Source organism: Tardibacter chloracetimidivorans (assembly GCF_001890385.1).
GTDB lineage: Bacteria > Pseudomonadota > Alphaproteobacteria > Sphingomonadales > Sphingomonadaceae > Tardibacter > Tardibacter chloracetimidivorans.
The window spans coordinates 1,196,104-1,211,130 of record NZ_CP018221.1 but is presented as its reverse complement, the minus strand read 5'-3'; the positions used below and the strand labels follow the sequence as shown (position 1 = coordinate 1,211,130).

At 65.3% G+C, this 15,027-nt stretch carries 14 protein-coding genes; 11 read left to right on the top strand and 3 right to left on the bottom strand.

Annotation, left to right across the window (positions count from 1 at the left end; genetic code table 11):
• The first annotated feature begins 7 nt into the window (after positions 1–7).
• The 6 genes from BSL82_RS06270 to lpdA all read left to right on the top strand — a co-directional run bounded on the left by BSL82_RS06270 (position 8) and on the right by lpdA (position 7,513).
• Entirely contained in the window at positions 8–319 is a 312-nt protein-coding gene (locus BSL82_RS06270; RefSeq protein WP_072598632.1) for an FtsB family cell division protein, read from the top strand.
• 100 nt (positions 320–419) lie between these two features.
• The gene (pdhA, locus tag BSL82_RS06265) at positions 420–1,505 is read left to right on the top strand and encodes a pyruvate dehydrogenase (acetyl-transferring) E1 component subunit alpha (RefSeq protein ID WP_072598631.1); all 1,086 of its coding nucleotides are present in this window, start codon (positions 420–422) and stop codon (positions 1,503–1,505) included.
• On the top strand, positions 1,505–2,917 hold the full coding sequence (locus BSL82_RS06260) for a pyruvate dehydrogenase complex E1 component subunit beta (RefSeq protein ID WP_072596514.1): 1,413 nt from the start codon (positions 1,505–1,507) through the stop codon (positions 2,915–2,917). The genes pdhA and BSL82_RS06260 overlap by 1 nt, the downstream gene beginning before the upstream one ends.
• Positions 2,914–4,686: a GGDEF domain-containing protein gene (locus BSL82_RS06255; protein ID WP_072596513.1), complete on the top strand. Its 1,773-nt coding sequence runs from the start codon at positions 2,914–2,916 to the stop codon at positions 4,684–4,686. The genes BSL82_RS06260 and BSL82_RS06255 overlap by 4 nt, the downstream gene beginning before the upstream one ends.
• 58 nt (positions 4,687–4,744) lie before the next feature.
• Positions 4,745–6,058, top strand: coding sequence for a pyruvate dehydrogenase complex dihydrolipoamide acetyltransferase (locus BSL82_RS06250; RefSeq protein ID WP_072596512.1), 1,314 nt, complete (start codon positions 4,745–4,747; stop codon positions 6,056–6,058).
• Positions 6,059–6,115: 57 nt separating this feature from the next.
• Positions 6,116–7,513: a dihydrolipoyl dehydrogenase gene (gene lpdA / locus BSL82_RS06245; RefSeq protein ID WP_072596511.1), complete on the top strand. Its 1,398-nt coding sequence runs from the start codon at positions 6,116–6,118 to the stop codon at positions 7,511–7,513.
• A 67-nt stretch (positions 7,514–7,580) separates the two neighbouring features.
• Here lpdA and BSL82_RS06240 read toward each other — a convergent pair whose 3' ends face one another.
• Positions 7,581–8,264: a carbonic anhydrase gene (locus BSL82_RS06240; protein ID WP_072596510.1), complete on the bottom strand. Its 684-nt coding sequence runs from the start codon at positions 8,262–8,264 to the stop codon at positions 7,581–7,583.
• Positions 8,265–8,331: 67 nt separating this feature from the next.
• Here BSL82_RS06240 and lipA point away from each other — a divergent pair, with 67 nt between their 5' ends.
• Both lipA and BSL82_RS06230 read left to right on the top strand, forming a co-directional pair.
• Entirely contained in the window at positions 8,332–9,249 is a 918-nt protein-coding gene (lipA, locus tag BSL82_RS06235) for a lipoyl synthase (protein ID WP_072596509.1), read from the top strand.
• Between the two features lies 1 nt (position 9,250).
• Positions 9,251–9,745 (top strand): type II toxin-antitoxin system RatA family toxin, encoded by a 495-nt coding sequence (locus tag BSL82_RS06230; RefSeq protein ID WP_072596508.1) that lies wholly within the window; start codon positions 9,251–9,253, stop codon positions 9,743–9,745.
• Here the strand turns inward: BSL82_RS06230 and BSL82_RS06225 are convergent.
• Positions 9,673–10,203 (bottom strand): CinA family protein, encoded by a 531-nt coding sequence (locus tag BSL82_RS06225; protein ID WP_072596507.1) that lies wholly within the window; start codon positions 10,201–10,203, stop codon positions 9,673–9,675. The two genes, BSL82_RS06230 and BSL82_RS06225, sit on opposite strands and share 73 nt — an antisense overlap.
• Positions 10,200–11,363, bottom strand: coding sequence for a bifunctional 2-C-methyl-D-erythritol 4-phosphate cytidylyltransferase/2-C-methyl-D-erythritol 2,4-cyclodiphosphate synthase (locus tag BSL82_RS06220; protein WP_226998652.1), 1,164 nt, complete (start codon positions 11,361–11,363; stop codon positions 10,200–10,202). The genes BSL82_RS06225 and BSL82_RS06220 overlap by 4 nt, the downstream gene beginning before the upstream one ends.
• An 82-nt stretch (positions 11,364–11,445) precedes the next feature.
• Between BSL82_RS06220 and dusB the strand changes: the two genes are divergently transcribed.
• The 3 genes from dusB to ntrC are packed head-to-tail and all read left to right on the top strand — an operon-like array spanning position 11,446 to position 15,016.
• Positions 11,446–12,459: a tRNA dihydrouridine synthase DusB gene (dusB, locus tag BSL82_RS06215; RefSeq protein ID WP_072596506.1), complete on the top strand. Its 1,014-nt coding sequence runs from the start codon at positions 11,446–11,448 to the stop codon at positions 12,457–12,459.
• Positions 12,435–13,574 (top strand): two-component system sensor histidine kinase NtrB, encoded by a 1,140-nt coding sequence (locus BSL82_RS06210; RefSeq protein ID WP_072596505.1) that lies wholly within the window; start codon positions 12,435–12,437, stop codon positions 13,572–13,574. The genes dusB and BSL82_RS06210 overlap by 25 nt, the downstream gene beginning before the upstream one ends.
• Positions 13,571–15,016 (top strand): nitrogen regulation protein NR(I), encoded by a 1,446-nt coding sequence (gene ntrC, locus BSL82_RS06205; protein ID WP_072596504.1) that lies wholly within the window; start codon positions 13,571–13,573, stop codon positions 15,014–15,016. Before BSL82_RS06210 ends, ntrC begins: the two co-directional genes overlap by 4 nt.
• Positions 15,017–15,027: the final 11 nt, after the last annotated feature.

Here is a 15,027-nt window from a genome sequence, read left to right as displayed (position 1 = left end):
CGGCGCCATGGGCAGAAACGGAAGCTTGCTGAATATGGCGCGGAGCGCGGTGGTGCCCGCGCTTTGCGTCGCGTTCATCGGCTATTTCGCCTATCACGCGATCATCGGGCCGTCGGGGCTGCTCGCCTGGGGTGGCTACACGGCCGAACGGACGGAGCTTGAAACTCGGCTCGCTCACCTGGATGGTGAGCGCAAGAAGCTGGAGCAGCGCGCCCGGCTGCTCAATCCGCGCAAGGTCGACCCGGACCTGGCCGATGAACTGGTCCGCAAGAATCTGGGCGTGGTTCGTCCTGACGAAGTGGTGATCCCGCTCGGCTGACTTTGTTCGTCGGCTTTCGTACATTGCGTTGATATTTGCCGGAGAGGGCGGCTATAGGGGGCTTGTGTCTTCCTCGCTGTGCTGAAAGGTGGCGTCGATCGTGGCGAAACCCCCGTCTCCCGCTCGTTCCCGAAAAACCCCGGCGCCCAAGCGCGCAAGCCGTTCCCCGGCCCCTCCAGCAACCAATCGCGAACGGCCAGACGAACCAGATAGGTACAAGGCGAGCAAGCAGGAGCTGGTTGATCTCTACCGGCAGATGCTTCTCATCCGCCGGTTCGAGGAGAAGGCCGGGCAGCTCTACGGGCTTGGGCTGATCGGCGGCTTCTGCCACCTCTACATCGGTCAGGAAGCGGTCGCGGTGGGTTTGCAGTCGGCGCTCACGGTCGGCAAGGACAGCGTCGTCACCGGTTATCGCGACCATGGCCATATGCTGGCCTATGGCATCGACCCCAAGGTCATCATGTCCGAACTCACCGGCCGCGCCGCCGGCATTTCGCGCGGCAAGGGCGGCTCGATGCACATGTTCTCGGTGGAGCACGGGTTCTACGGCGGGCACGGCATCGTCGGCGCGCAGGTGCCGATCGGCGCGGGGTTGGCGTTCAAGCACAAATACGCCGGGGACGGCGGGGTCAGCGTCGCCTATTTCGGCGACGGCGCAGCCAATCAGGGCCAGGTCTACGAGGCCTTCAACATGGCCGAGCTGTGGAAGCTGCCGATCATCTTCGTGATCGAGAACAACCAATATGCGATGGGCACCAGCGTGAACCGCGCCAGCGCCGAGGACCAGCTTTACCGGCGGGGCGAGAGCTTCCGCATCCCTGGCCTCCAGATTGACGGCATGGATGTGCTTGCGGTGCGCGGCGCGGCCGAAGTGGCGGTCGAATGGGTGCGATCGGGCAAGGGGCCGATCCTGCTTGAGATGAAGACCTATCGCTATCGCGGGCATTCCATGTCCGATCCTGCGAAATACCGCTCGCGCGAGGAGGTTCAGTCCGTTCGCGAAAAGTCCGATCCGATCGAACATGCAAAGCGCGATCTGGCCGAAGCGGGCGTGTCCGAGGATGAGCTTAAGCAGATCGAGAAGGAGGTTCGGGCACAGGTGGCAGAGGCAGCCGATTTCGCGGAAACGTCTCCGGAACCGGAGCTTTCGGAATTGCACACCGACGTTCTGGTGGAGCGTTACTGATGGCGATCGAAATCAAGATGCCCGCGCTCTCCCCCACAATGGAGGAGGGAACGATCGCCAAATGGTTCGTGAAGGCGGGGGACAAGGTCGCCTCCGGCGATATTCTCGCCGAGATCGAGACCGACAAGGCGACGATGGAGTTCGAGGCCGTGGACGAAGGCACGATCGCCGACATTGCCATTCCCGAGGGAACGGACGGCGTGAAGGTCGGCACTGTCATCGCGCTTATTGCCGCCGAGGGTGAGGACGTCTCCGCTCCGAAGGAAAAATCGCCTGCGCGGAAGCAGAAGGTGACTGAACCCGAAAAAGGCCCCGCTCCGGAACCGGAATCCGCAAAGCCCGCCAAGGCCGAATCGGCCGCGCAGACGCTCGCCGCCGCGAGCGAGGCGACATCGTCGGCCGCCGAGCCGCAGCTGGCCGAAGGGGCGGAGCTTGTCCGCACGACCGTTCGCGAAGCGCTGCGCGATGCGATGGCCGAGGAAATGCGCGCCGACGAGCGCGTGTTCGTGATGGGGGAAGAAGTCGCCCAATATCAGGGGGCCTACAAGGTCACCCAGGGCCTGCTCGATGAGTTTGGCGAAAAGCGGGTGATCGACACCCCGATCACCGAATATGGCTTCGCAGGGATCGGCGTCGGCGCGGCGATGGGCGGCCTGCGGCCGATCGTGGAGTTCATGACCTTCAACTTCGCCATGCAGGCGATCGATCACATCATCAATTCGGCGGCCAAGACCAACTATATGTCGGGCGGCCAGATGCGCTGCCCGGTCGTGTTTCGCGGCCCCAATGGCGCGGCGTCGCGCGTTGGCGCGCAGCACAGCCAGAATTACGGCCCCTGGTATGCGAGCGTGCCGGGCCTGGTCGTGATCGCGCCCTGGTCTGCCGCCGACGCCAAGGGCCTGTTGAAGGCGGCGATCCGGTCCGAAGACCCGGTCGTGTTCCTGGAGAACGAGCTGCTCTATGGGCAGAGCTTCGACGTGCCCAGGGTCGATGACTATGTGCTTCCGATCGGCAAGGCCAAGATCGTCCGCGAGGGCAGCGACGTCACGCTGGTCAGCTATTCGATCGGCGTGGGCGTTGCGCTGGAAGCGGCCGAGCGCCTGGCCGAAGAGGGCATCGACGCGGAAGTGATCGATCTGCGCACGCTTCGGCCGCTCGATCACGATACTGTGCTTGCTTCGCTCGCCAAGACCAACCGCATGGTCGTGGCGGAAGAAGGCTGGCCGGTCTGTTCGATCGCGTCGGAGATCAGCGCGGTTGCGATGGAAAGGGCGTTCGACGACCTCGACGCGCCGATCCTTCGCGTCACCAACGAGGATGTGCCGCTGCCCTATGCGGCCAAGCTTGAGAAGGCCGCGCTGCTGAAGGCCGACGATGTGGTCGAGGCGGTTCGGAAGGTCTGCTACAGGTGAGGCCCCGCGAGCTGTCCCTCGGGATGCTCGGCCGTGCTGCCTCACGGATTGCTGCGCTGATTCCGGCGCTTCTGCTGCTCGTGCTCTGGACCGGTCCTGCACGGGCGGAATCAGGCCGCTTTGATCTTCTGGCGGACGCCTGCGCCGCGGCCGGGGCGCAGGACGCGGGCGTGTCCCCGTCATATGTCCGGCAGCTCGACTATCATTGCCGTGGGGAAGAGCCCCACAAGGGCGACCGGCTGTGGCTTCGGATGGAGCCGCCGCCCGCCGCCCGCACATCCGACGGCTCATGGTCGATACTGGTCAATGAAACCCGGTTCGATTCCGCCCGGCTGCTGATCGAGCGCGAACGGGGCGAAGCCCAGATCGTGACATTCGATGAGCCGGGGCTAGGGCGGAACTGGTTGCTGGGCAACAACGTCCACCTGCCCATTCCGGCCGGAGAGTCCGCGATCACCGCCATCTATCTCGGCGTCGACGGCCTGCCGGCGTCGCGCCTGTTGCAGCGGGTCGAACTGGCGGCGGAGCCTGCGGTCAAAAGCGCCCATGACAGCTGGCTGCTGCTGAGCGGGGTATTCGGCGGCGCGCTGGCGGCAAGCATGCTCTACAACCTGCTGCTGCTGGGCGGGGTCCGTCACAGGCTTCAGCTGATCTACCTGTCATGGATGACCGCGATGCTGGCCTATGGGCTGGGCTGGACGGGGCTGATCCATTATGTCGCGCCCGGAATGGCGACGGCGGACGTATCGCAATTCACCTATTTCGTCGCGGCGACGGGCATGGCGATGGGCGTCATCTTCTTCGTCGAGTTCTTCAGCGAAGGTCAGCTGCCCTTCTGGCTGGAGCGCGCGCAGCGTGTGCTGGCGATCATGCTTTTGGGCGCGGCTCTGGTCGCGACCTATGCCGGCCCGGCCCTGTTTCCCGCAGTGGACGGAATTGTCCTGACGCTGGTTGTCGTCACCCAGCTGCTGATCGCCGTCGGGCTGCTTCGCGCGCTGAAGCGGGAGCGAAAGCCGGCCACGCTCTATGCGCTGGGGTGGAGCTTTCCGTTCCTCGCGGTGATGCTGAACATCCTGCAAGGTCATGCATCCTTTGGACCTGGCATCGCCGCCCATCTGCACATCTTCATCGCCACGGTCCTCCAGGCGCTGCTGCTCTCGGCGGCGGCGGCCGTCCGCCTGAGCGGCATCCGGCGCGAGCGCGACACCGCCCGGGCGGAAAGCGAGCGGCTACGGTCGCTGGCCGAGACCGACCCGCTGACCGGCCTGCTGAACCGAAGAGGACTGGTCCATCGCGCGCGCGCCATCATGAGCAAGGAGATGGGCTCCGCCCTTGTCCTGATCGACGTCGATCACTTCAAGGAGGTCAACGACGGCTTCGGCCATGACATCGGCGATCGCGTTCTGATGCGGATAGGCGAGCTGCTGGAGCAGCAATGCGGCTCCAGATACCCGGTGGGCCGGATCGGCGGAGAGGAGTTCGCCGTCGTGCTCCCGCCCGAAGCCGCGGTAGACGCCATGAACTATGCCGACGGCGTGCGCCGCCAGCTGGCCGGGGCGAGCTTCGCCGATCTGCTCGGCGCGGGCAGGGGCATCACCATCAGCATCGGCCTTGCCGTTGCGCCGGCGTCTTTCTCGGCCGTGTTCGAGCGGCTCTACGTCGCCGCCGACCACGCGCTCTATCTCGCCAAGCGCGGGGGACGGAATCGCGTGGAGCTTGCTTCGCTTGAGGATATTCGCCGCGCCGAGATACGGCTGGCCGCCGTGTAACGGGTCCTGATCCGGGTCATGTCATCGATGCAAGCCGCTGCATCCACTGGAGTAAGAAATGCCGATTGAAATCAAGATGCCAGCCCTGTCCCCCACGATGGAAGAGGGAACGCTTGCCAAGTGGCTGGTGAAGGAGGGCGACAAGGTCGCGTCCGGGGATCTGCTGGCGGAAATCGAGACCGACAAGGCGACGATGGAGTTCGAGGCGGTCGACGAAGGCATGATCGTGAGCCTCGCAGTGGCCGAAGGCGCCGATGGCGTGAAGGTCGGCACGGTGATCGCGCTTCTCGCGGCCGAAGGTGAGGACGCCGGGGCGGCTCCCTCAAAGCCCGCGAAAGCAGAAAAGTCCGAGAAGGCGCAGGCGACTGAAAGCAAGCAAGCCGCGCCGCAACCCCGGCCGGAACCGGAAGTGGCCAAGGCTGCCGATGCATCGTCGGTCGCTCCGGAAAAGGCGTCCGCCGCGCCCGCGCAAAAGGGTGATCGCGTCAAGGCCAGCCCGCTCGCCAAACGGCTGGCCGAGGCATCCGGCATTGATCTGAGCAAGGTCCAGGGCTCCGGGCCGGGCGGCCGTGTCGTGAAGGCGGACCTTGAAGGCGCTGCTGCATCGCCTGCTGCGGTGGACAAGGCCGCATCGGCCCCGGCCGGGCAGGCACCCGCACCGGCGGAAGCGGCCGGCGGCGAAATCCCGCATGAGGTGATCAAGCTGTCGAGCATGCGCAAGGTGATTGCGCGTCGCCTGACCGAATCGAAGCAGACGGTGCCGCACTTCTACCTGACGATGGACTGCAATCTCGATGCGCTGTTGAGGCTGCGCGCCGAACTCAACGCCGGGCTTGAAAAGACGGGCGTGAAGCTGTCCGTCAACGATCTTCTCATAAAGGCGCTTGCGGTCGCGCTGGTCGAGGTGCCCGACGCCAATGTCGCCTTTACGGGCGATACGCTGCTGAAATACAGCCGGGTGGACATCTCCATGGCCGTCGCCATCCCCGGCGGCCTTATCACGCCGATCGTCACCGACGCCGCGAACAAGCGGCTTTCGCAGATCGCGACGGAGGCGAAGGACCTTGCCGCCCGGGCGCGGGACGGCAAGCTGCAACCCCATGAATATCAGGGCGGCACGGCGTCCATCTCCAACCTCGGCATGTACGGCATCAAGCAGTTCGACGCCGTAATCAATCCGCCCCAGGCGATGATCCTCGCGGTCGGCGCGGGCGAGAAGCGGCCACATATCGTCGACGACGCGCTTGGTATGGCGACGGTGATGAGCGCCACCGGCAGCTTCGATCATCGCGCGGTCGACGGCGCGGTCGGGGCGGAGCTGATGCAGGCGTTCAAGCGTCTGGTCGAAAAGCCTCTCGCAATGCTCGCCTAATCAATAGTTGGTCGCTCCGGCGGGATGCCGGATAAGGCGACGACAAAAGGGAAAATCATGGCTGACACCTTTGATCTTGTAGTCCTGGGATCGGGACCGGGCGGCTATGTCGCCGCCATTCGCGCCGCACAGCTCGGGCTGAAGGTTGCCATCGTCGAGCGGGAGAAGCTGGGCGGAATCTGCCTTAACTGGGGCTGCATCCCCACCAAGGCGCTGCTCCGGTCGTCCGAGGTCTATCACTACATCACCCATGCCGATGCCTATGGCCTGTCGGTGGAAAAGCCGTCGTTCGATCTGGCGAAGGTGGTCGACCGCTCACGCAAGGTCGCCGGGCAGCTCAATTCGGGCGTCAAGGGCCTGATGAAGAAGAACAAGATCACCGTCGTCGAGGGCGAGGGGAAGATCGTCGCCAAGGGCAGACTTTCCGTCGCCAAGGATGGAAAGACTACGGAGCTTGAGGCAAAGAACATCATCATCGCCACTGGCGCGCGGGCGCGCGACCTGCCGTTCGCCAAGGCGGACGGCAAGCGCATCTGGACCTATCGTCACGCGATGGTGCCGCCGGAAATGCCCAAGAAGCTGCTGGTCATCGGATCGGGCGCGATCGGGGTGGAGTTCGCAAGCTTCTATTCCGACATGGGCGCGGACGTGACGATCGTGGAGATGCTGGACCGTATCCTGCCGGTGGAAGACGCCGAAGTGTCGGACTTCATGGCCAAGGCGCTCACCAAGCAGGGCATGACGATCCTGACTGGGGCGGGCGTCGAAAAGCTGGAAGCGACGGGCAGCGGCGTCAAGGCCACGATCAAGGGCGCGGACGGCAAGGTCATGAACCAGGAGTTCAGCCACGCGATCGTCGCCATCGGCATCGCGCCCAACACCGAAAACATCGGTCTGGAGGCCCTGGGGGTGAAATCCACCAAGGGCCATATCGACACCGATCCCTATGGCCGCACCAATGTGGACGGTATCTGGGCGATCGGCGACGTCACCGGCCCGCCCTGGCTGGCCCATAAGGCGAGCCATGAAGGCGTTGTCGCGGCCGAAGCGATCGCCGGGCACAAGGGCGTTCACCCGATGGACAAGGGCAACATCCCCGGCTGCACCTATTCACGCCCGCAGGTCGCGTCCGTGGGCCTGACCGAAGCCAAGGCAAAGGAGGGCGGCCGCAAGGTGAAGGTGGGCAAGTTCCCCTTCATCGGCAACGGCAAGGCGATTGCGCTCGGCGAGGCGGAAGGCTTCATCAAGACCGTTTTCGACGAGGCGACGGGCGAGTTGCTGGGCGCGCACATGATTGGCGCGGAAGTGACGGAACTCATTGAGGGCTATGTCGTCGCCCGCCAGCTTGAGACGACCGAGGCGGAACTGATGCACACCGTCTTCCCGCATCCGACGCTGAGCGAGATGATGCATGAAAGCGTGCTCGGCGCTTATGGCCGCGCGCTGCATTTCTGATGGACATTCGTCATGCTGAACCTGGTTCAGCATGACGACATTCAAGGACTTCGGGAGAACGGAACGCTCAGTCGCCGCTTCCGTCGTCGTCGCCCGCCGTCCAGTTGAGAGGCACGGGTTCGAACCTGTCCGTCGCCGTGTCCAGAAGGTGCAGGATTCCGTCGGAGATCGCGAAATAGGCCCCGCGCAGCGTCAGCCTGCCTTCGGCCTCGCGCTCCGGAATGCAGGGGAAGGTCCGCAGGTTACGGATGCTGACGCGAACGGCCGCCTGTTCCAGCGCCCGTTGTGCGTCAAGGTCGGGGTGCAGCGCGGCGGCGGCGCGGACCCGGTCCCGCTCTTCGTCGAGAAGGTCGATCCAATGGGCGATGAAGCCGCCTTCGCCGGGCTTTGCGTCCTTGAACGCCTCGCTCAGCGATGCCTTCACGCCGCCGCAGCCGCCATGGCCAAGGATGACGATGTCGCTCACCTCAAGCTGGGTGACCGCAAACTCCAGCGCCGCCGACACGCCATGCCGTCCGCCCCCGGTTTCAAACGGGGGGACGAGATTGGCGATGTTGCGAACCACGAACATTTCGCCCGGTCCGCTGTCGAAGATCATGGTGGGGTCGACGCGGCTGTCGGAACAGGCGATCACCATCACCTTGGGCGACTGGCCCTGGTTGGCGAGAACGTCGAAACGGGCGCGCTGGGTGGAATAGGCGCCCCGGCGGAACCGGCGGTAGCCGGAGACAAGATCATCGATGCCATTCATGCGACATCCGGTATCGCGGGCAAAGAGGGGTGGCAAGAGGCGATCGAAACGCCTATCTCGCATTCATATGGCCACCAACCTCATCCCGCCCGCACCGCGTCAGCGCAAGCCTGACTGGATTCGTGTCAAAGCCCCCGTCGGCGCGGCCTTCGACCAGACCCGTTCGCTGATGCGACGCCTGAAGCTGGCGACCGTCTGCGAGGAAGCGGCCTGCCCCAATATCGGCGAGTGCTGGACCAAGAAGCACGCGACGGTGATGATTCTGGGCGATGTCTGTACCCGCGCCTGCGCCTTCTGCAACGTCAAGACGGGCATGCCCCGCGCGGTCGATTCGCAGGAGCCGCAGCATGTCGCCGATGCGGCGGCCGAGCTTGGGCTTGAGCATATCGTCATCACATCGGTGGATCGCGACGATCTGCCCGATGGCGGCGCAAGCCAGTTCGTGAAGGTGATCGAGGCGCTGCGGCGGACCACGCCGGATACGACCATCGAGATTCTGACGCCCGATTTCCGCAACAAGGCGGATGCCGCGATAGAGGCGATCGTCACGGCCCGGCCGGACGTCTACAACCACAATCTTGAAACCGTGCCGAGGCTCTATCCCACCATCCGGCCCGGCGCGCGCTATTATGCCTCGCTCCGGCTGCTGGAGACGGTGAAAAAGCTCGATCCCACCATCTTCACCAAATCGGGCGTGATGGTCGGGCTGGGCGAGGAACGCATGGAAATCCACCAGGTGATGGACGACATGCGCTCGGCCGACATCGATTTCCTGACCGTCGGCCAGTATCTCCAGCCGACGCCGCGCCACGCCAAGGTCGCCGATTTCGTGACTCCGGCAACGTTCAACGCCTATGCCTCCATCGCGCGCGCCAAGGGCTTTCTGCTCGTCTCGGCCTCGCCGCTCACCCGTTCCAGCTATCATGCGGGGGAAGATTTCGCCCGGTTGAAGGCGGCGCGAGAGGCGCAACTGGCCAAGCGCTGACGTGTTGAAGCATTCCGAGACTCGCGAACTGCCCTACAGCCCCGATCAGATGTTCGATCTGGTGTCGGACATCGGAAGCTATGCGCAATTCCTGCCGTGGGTGGTGGGCGTTCGCATCCGGTCGCGCACCGAGCAGGAGATTCTGGCCGATCTGCTCGTCGGCTTCGGCCCGCTGCGGGAAAAGTTCACGTCGCGCGTTACGCTGGACCGCCCCGGTTCGATCGATGTGGAATATATCGAAGGGCCGATGAAATATCTGCACAACGACTGGCGGTTCCAGCCCGACGGCAAGGGCGGGTCGATCGTCGATTTCAACGTCGAGTTCGCGTTCCGCAACCGGATGCTGGACACGCTGGCGGGCCGCTTCTTCGATGAGGCGCTGCGCAAGATGGTGAAGGCGTTCGAGGCGCGGGCGAACAAGCTCTATGCGGCGGGCGCGGTGTCCGGCGAAGGCGCTTCCGGCAGCAGCAGTTCAAGCGCGCACAGCGCCGCCTGACGGCGTATTTCGTGGCGTCCCCGGTCCTCGAAGGTCTGGAGATCGGCGATCACCTCTTTCGGGTCCGCGCCACGGCGCGCGCGGGCGAACACCACCGTCCCGACCGGCTTCTTCTCCGAGCCGCCGTCCGGCCCCGCGATGCCAGTGATCGCGACGGCCACATCGGCATTGCTCCGCGCCAGCGCGCCCTGGGCCATCGCCCAGGCGACGGCGATCGAAACCGCCCCGAATGTGTCGAGCACGTCGCGATGGACGTTCAGGACTTCCTCTTTCGATTGATCGGAATAGGTGACGAATCCCGCCTCGAACACGTCGGACGCGCCCGGAAGTTCGGTAAGCGCCGCTGAAACAAGGCCGCCTGTGCAGGATTCGGCCACGGCTATGCGCTTGCCGGCGGCCCTGTTCGCATCCAGGACGCGCCGGGCGAGTTCGATCAGGTCCTCGGAGATCATGTTCATTCCAACTTGTCTGGCAGGCGAATGGTTGCAATGGCCTGCGCCGCAATGCCTTCGCGGCGGCCGGTAAAGCCAAGCCGTTCGGTCGTCGTCGCCTTGATGCTAACCCTGTGCGGGTCCACCTGCAACATGCCGGCCACGCGCGCCCGCATAGCGGCGCGGTGCGGGCCGACCTTAGGTTCCTCGCAGATCAGGGTCACGTCGACATGATCGATCACGCCGCCGCGCGCGCCGATCAGGTCCCGCGCATGTTCGGCGAACAGATGGGAGGCGGCTCCCTTCCAGCGCGGCTCGGAGGGCGGGAAGTGCGTCCCGATATCGCCTTCGCCCACCGCGCCGAGCAGGGCGTCGGTCAGCGCATGCAGCCCCACATCGGCGTCGGAATGGCCGACGAGGCCCCGGCTATGCGGGATTTCGACGCCGCACAGCCACACCGAAGCGCCCTCGCCAAAGGCGTGGACATCAAATCCCATGCCGGTGCGCGTCGTCATCGCCGCCGTAATGGTCCGTTCGGCCCAGCCGAAATCGTCCGGCGCCGTCAGTTTCTTCAGCATTTCATCCCCGGCAACCTCCGCTACCCTGAGGCCCGCCGCGCGCGCAACTTCGGCGTCGTCGGTCGGCTCGCTCCCGGTCCAGGCGCGATGGGCGGCAAGAATGGAATCGAAGCGGAAAGCCTGTGGCGTCTGCACCCGCGTCAATCCCGCCCGGTCGATGTTGACGCCGTCGCGAATGATGGTGTCGACCACCGGCAGCACCGGAATGGCCCCATCCGAGGCCCGCAGCGCCTGAAGCAGACGGGCAACCACTTCGCCCGGGATGAATGGCCGGGCGGCGTCATGGATCAGCACGACATCAGCCCCGCCGCTTGCGGCGATCGCCTCCAGCCCCGCCAGCACCGACTCACGCCGCGTCGCCCCGCCATGCACGGCAGCGGCGAGGCTCTGCCCGGCGGTCGCGCGCTCGTAAAGTTCTATATCGTCCGGATGGATGACCGGAATGATGGTGTCGACCACGCTCGAGGCTTCAAGGCCGGCAACGGCGTGCGCAAGCACGGCCCTGCCGCCAATCCGGTGGTATTGCTTCGGCCCGTTAAGTCCGGAACGCGCCCCGCGCCCCGCCGCCACGAGCAGAGCAACAACCCGCCCTGTCGAATCCCTGTTCACGCGGCGCGGTCTAGCGGTTCGTTCCCTTGCCCGCCAGCACGTTTCGCGTTAAGGGCGGGTGCCCGTTTTTTAGGCAGATTGCGTGAGATCCACAAACCAGCCCCTTCTCCGGCCGATCGACATCGGGCCGGTGCGCGTCGAGACGCCCGTCATTCTTGCGCCGATGACGGCGGTGACCGACCGTCCCTTCCGCGCGATCGTGAAGCGCTATGGCGCCGGCCTGACCGTGACGGAGATGATCGCAAGCCAGGCGATGGTGCGCGAGACTCGCCAGTCGCTGCAAAAGGCGGAGTGGGACCCCATCGAGCATCCCGTGTCGATGCAGCTTGCCGGGTGCGAGCCGCATGTGATGGCGGAGGCAGCGAAGCTCAACGCCGACCGGGGGGCGGCGATCATCGACATCAACATGGGCTGCCCGGTGAAGAAGGTGGTCAACGGCCACGCCGGTTCCGCCCTTATGCGCGACCTGAAGCTGGCGGCGTCGCTGATCGAGGCGACGGTGAAGGCGGTCGATCTTCCGGTCACGCTCAAGATGCGGATGGGCTGGGATCACGCCAGCCTCAACGCGCCTGAACTGGCCCGCATCGCCGAGGATCTGGGCGTGAAGCTCATCACCGTCCACGGCCGCACACGCTGCCAGATGTATCGCGGCGAGGCCGACTGGGCGTTCGTCCGAAACGTCAAGCAGGCCGTGTCGGTGCCCGTCATCGTCAATGGCGACATCTGTTCCGTCGAGGATGCCGATGCTGCGCTTCGCCAGTCGGGTGCGGACGGCGTTATGATCGGGCGGGGCGCTTATGGCCGGCCCTGGCTTCTGGGGCAGTTGATGCGGTGGCTCGAAACCGGGGAGCGTCTGGCCGACCCGTCGCTTGACGAGCAATACCGCGTCATCGTCGAGCATTATGAGGCGATGCTGAGCCTGTATGGCGAGCACACCGGCGTCAATCTCGCGCGCAAGCATCTCGGCTGGTACACAAAGGGCCTGCCCGGATCGGCCGACTTCCGGAACCGCGTCAATCAGGAAGAGAGCAGCCGCGCCGTGCTTCAGATGCTCCACCTTTTCTATGAACCATGGCTGTGCGCCCAGGCCGCCTGAGCGCGGTTTTGTGGCCCTTCGGGGGCGGTGACTCCTCGCCGTCGGCGGTCGAAGTCCTGTTTTCGCTGCCCACGCCGGTGCTGGTGATCGACAGTGAAAACCGCGTGCGGCTGGCCAATGCGGCGGCCGAGACGCTGTTCAACCGCAGCCAGAGTTCGCTTTCGCAGGTCACGCTCGCCCAGCTTATCCCGGAAGCCGAAGCGATGCTGGCCAGAGCGCCCGCGTCAAAGCCCGAGGATGCTGGCGTCGCCGTTTATGGCCTGGAGATCGAGCCGGTCGAAGGCCGCCGCCATCGCGCCGACCTGATGCTCTCGCCGCTGGTGGAGCGTCCGGGCTGGCGGGTGGTCGCGATGCACGCCCGCGCCGCCACCTCGCTGATCGACCGCAACGCCGTTGGCAAGGGGGCCGCCCGCGCGGCAACCGGCGCGGCGCTGATGCTTGCTCATGAAATCAAGAATCCGCTGTCGGGGATCAGGGGGGCGGCGCAGTTGCTGGAGCGGGCGGCCCCCAAATCCGCCGAATCGCTCACCCGGCTGATCCGCGACGAGGTGGATCGAATCACAGCGCTTGTTGACCGGATGGAAGGGTTCACCGACGACCGGCCCGTGCTTTACGAGCCGCAGAACATCCATGCCATTCTGGGTCATGTCCGGGAGATCGCCAAGAGCGGCTTCGCGCGGGATCTGACGGTGCGCGAACTCTATGATCCGTCGCTTCCCGAGGTGAGCGGCAGCCGCGACGGGCTGATCCAGATATTCCTCAACCTGTTGAAGAATGCGGCCGAAGCTGTCGGCCTGCCGGGCAGCGGGGACGAAATTGTCGTCACCACCGCCTATCGCCACGGCTATAGCGTGACCGGACCGGACGGGGGGCGGCTGTCTCTCCCGATCGAGGTGTGCGTGATCGATACCGGACCGGGCGCGCCCGCCGATGTCGTCGATCATCTGTTCGAGCCGTTCGTCACCAGCAAGCCAAAGGGAAGCGGGCTTGGCCTTGCTCTCGTCGCCAAGCTGGTGGCAGATCATGGCGGCGTGGTGGAATATGCGCGCGAGGGCCGGCCCGCCCGCACGGTATTCCGCATCCTGCTGCCCCGTCATCTGGAACCGCGCAAATGAGCCCCGGCAAGATTCTGGTCGTCGATGATGACGCGGCGATCCGCACCGTGGTGAGCGAGGCGTTGAAGCAGGCGGGGCATGAGGTGAGGGCCGTGCCGGACCTTGCTTCGATGCGTCTCGCCCTTGCCGAAGGCTATGGTGAGGTGCTTGTCACCGACGTCATGCTGCCCGACGGCAACGGCCTTGACGTGGTGCCGGAGATCATCAGCAGCTATCCGAACCTCCCGGTCATCGTGCTGTCGGCCCAGAACACGCTTGCAACGGCGGTGCGCGCGACCGAGCGGGGGGCATTCGAATATCTGCCGAAGCCGTTCGATCTGGATGAGTTGGCGCGCGCCGTTCAGGACGCGCTCGTCCTCTCCCGCAAGGAAGAGAGCTCGACGGAGGGCGACGACCATCACGAGCCATTGCCGCTGATCGGCAGGTCGGCCGCAATGCAGGAGGTCTATCGCACGATCGCGCGCGTCGTGCCGAACGACCTCACCGTGCTGGTCCTGGGAGAATCCGGCACCGGCAAGGAACTGGTGGCCCGCGCCATTCACGATCTCGGCCCGCGCAGCAAGAAGTCCTTCGTCGCCATCAACATGGCGGCCATTCCGCGCGAGCTGATCGAATCCGAGCTGTTCGGGCATGAACGGGGCGCGTTCACCGGGGCGCAGGCGCGCACATCCGGCCGGTTTGAACAGGCGCAGGGCGGCACGCTGTTCCTGGATGAAATCGGCGACATGCCCATGGATGCGCAGACGCGGCTGCTGCGCGTCCTGCAATCTGGAGAGTTCACCACCGTGGGCGGCGCGCGCGCGATCCGCGCCGACGTCCGCATCATCGCCGCGACCAACAAGGATCTGCGCAAGCTGGTGGAGGCAGGGCAGTTCCGCGAGGATCTGTTCTATCGCCTGAACGTCGTGCCGGTCCGGATTCCGCCGCTCAGGGCCCGCGCGGACGACATTGCCGAGCTTGCGCGCTATTTCCTGGATCAGGCGGCGGCGCTCGGCCTGCCCCGCAAGACCCTGAACCCCGATGCCGTCAACCGGCTGATGGCGCACCCCTGGCCGGGCAATGTCCGGGAACTCGAAAATCTGATGCGTCGCCTTGCCGCCCTCAGCCGCGAGGAGGCGATAACCGCCGGCGCCGTGGAGCAAGGGCTGCTGGAAGGCGTTGAGAACAAGGAGAGTCTGGGGCAGACGGCCGGCTCGCTCGGCGAGGCCATGGAGCTTTATCTTGCGCGGCTGTTCGCCGCCTATGACCGGTCGCTTCCCCCGGACGGCCTTTATGAGCGCGTGCTGGCGGAGATCGAGCCGCCGCTGCTGTTGCTGAGTCTGGCCGCCGCGCGCGGGAATCAGGTCCGCGCCGCCCGGCTGTTGGGGATGAACCGCAACACCTTGCGCAAGAAGCTGGCCGAACGCGGCATCGACGCGCCAACCGTCCGTCGCATGGGATAGGCTGGCTGTCG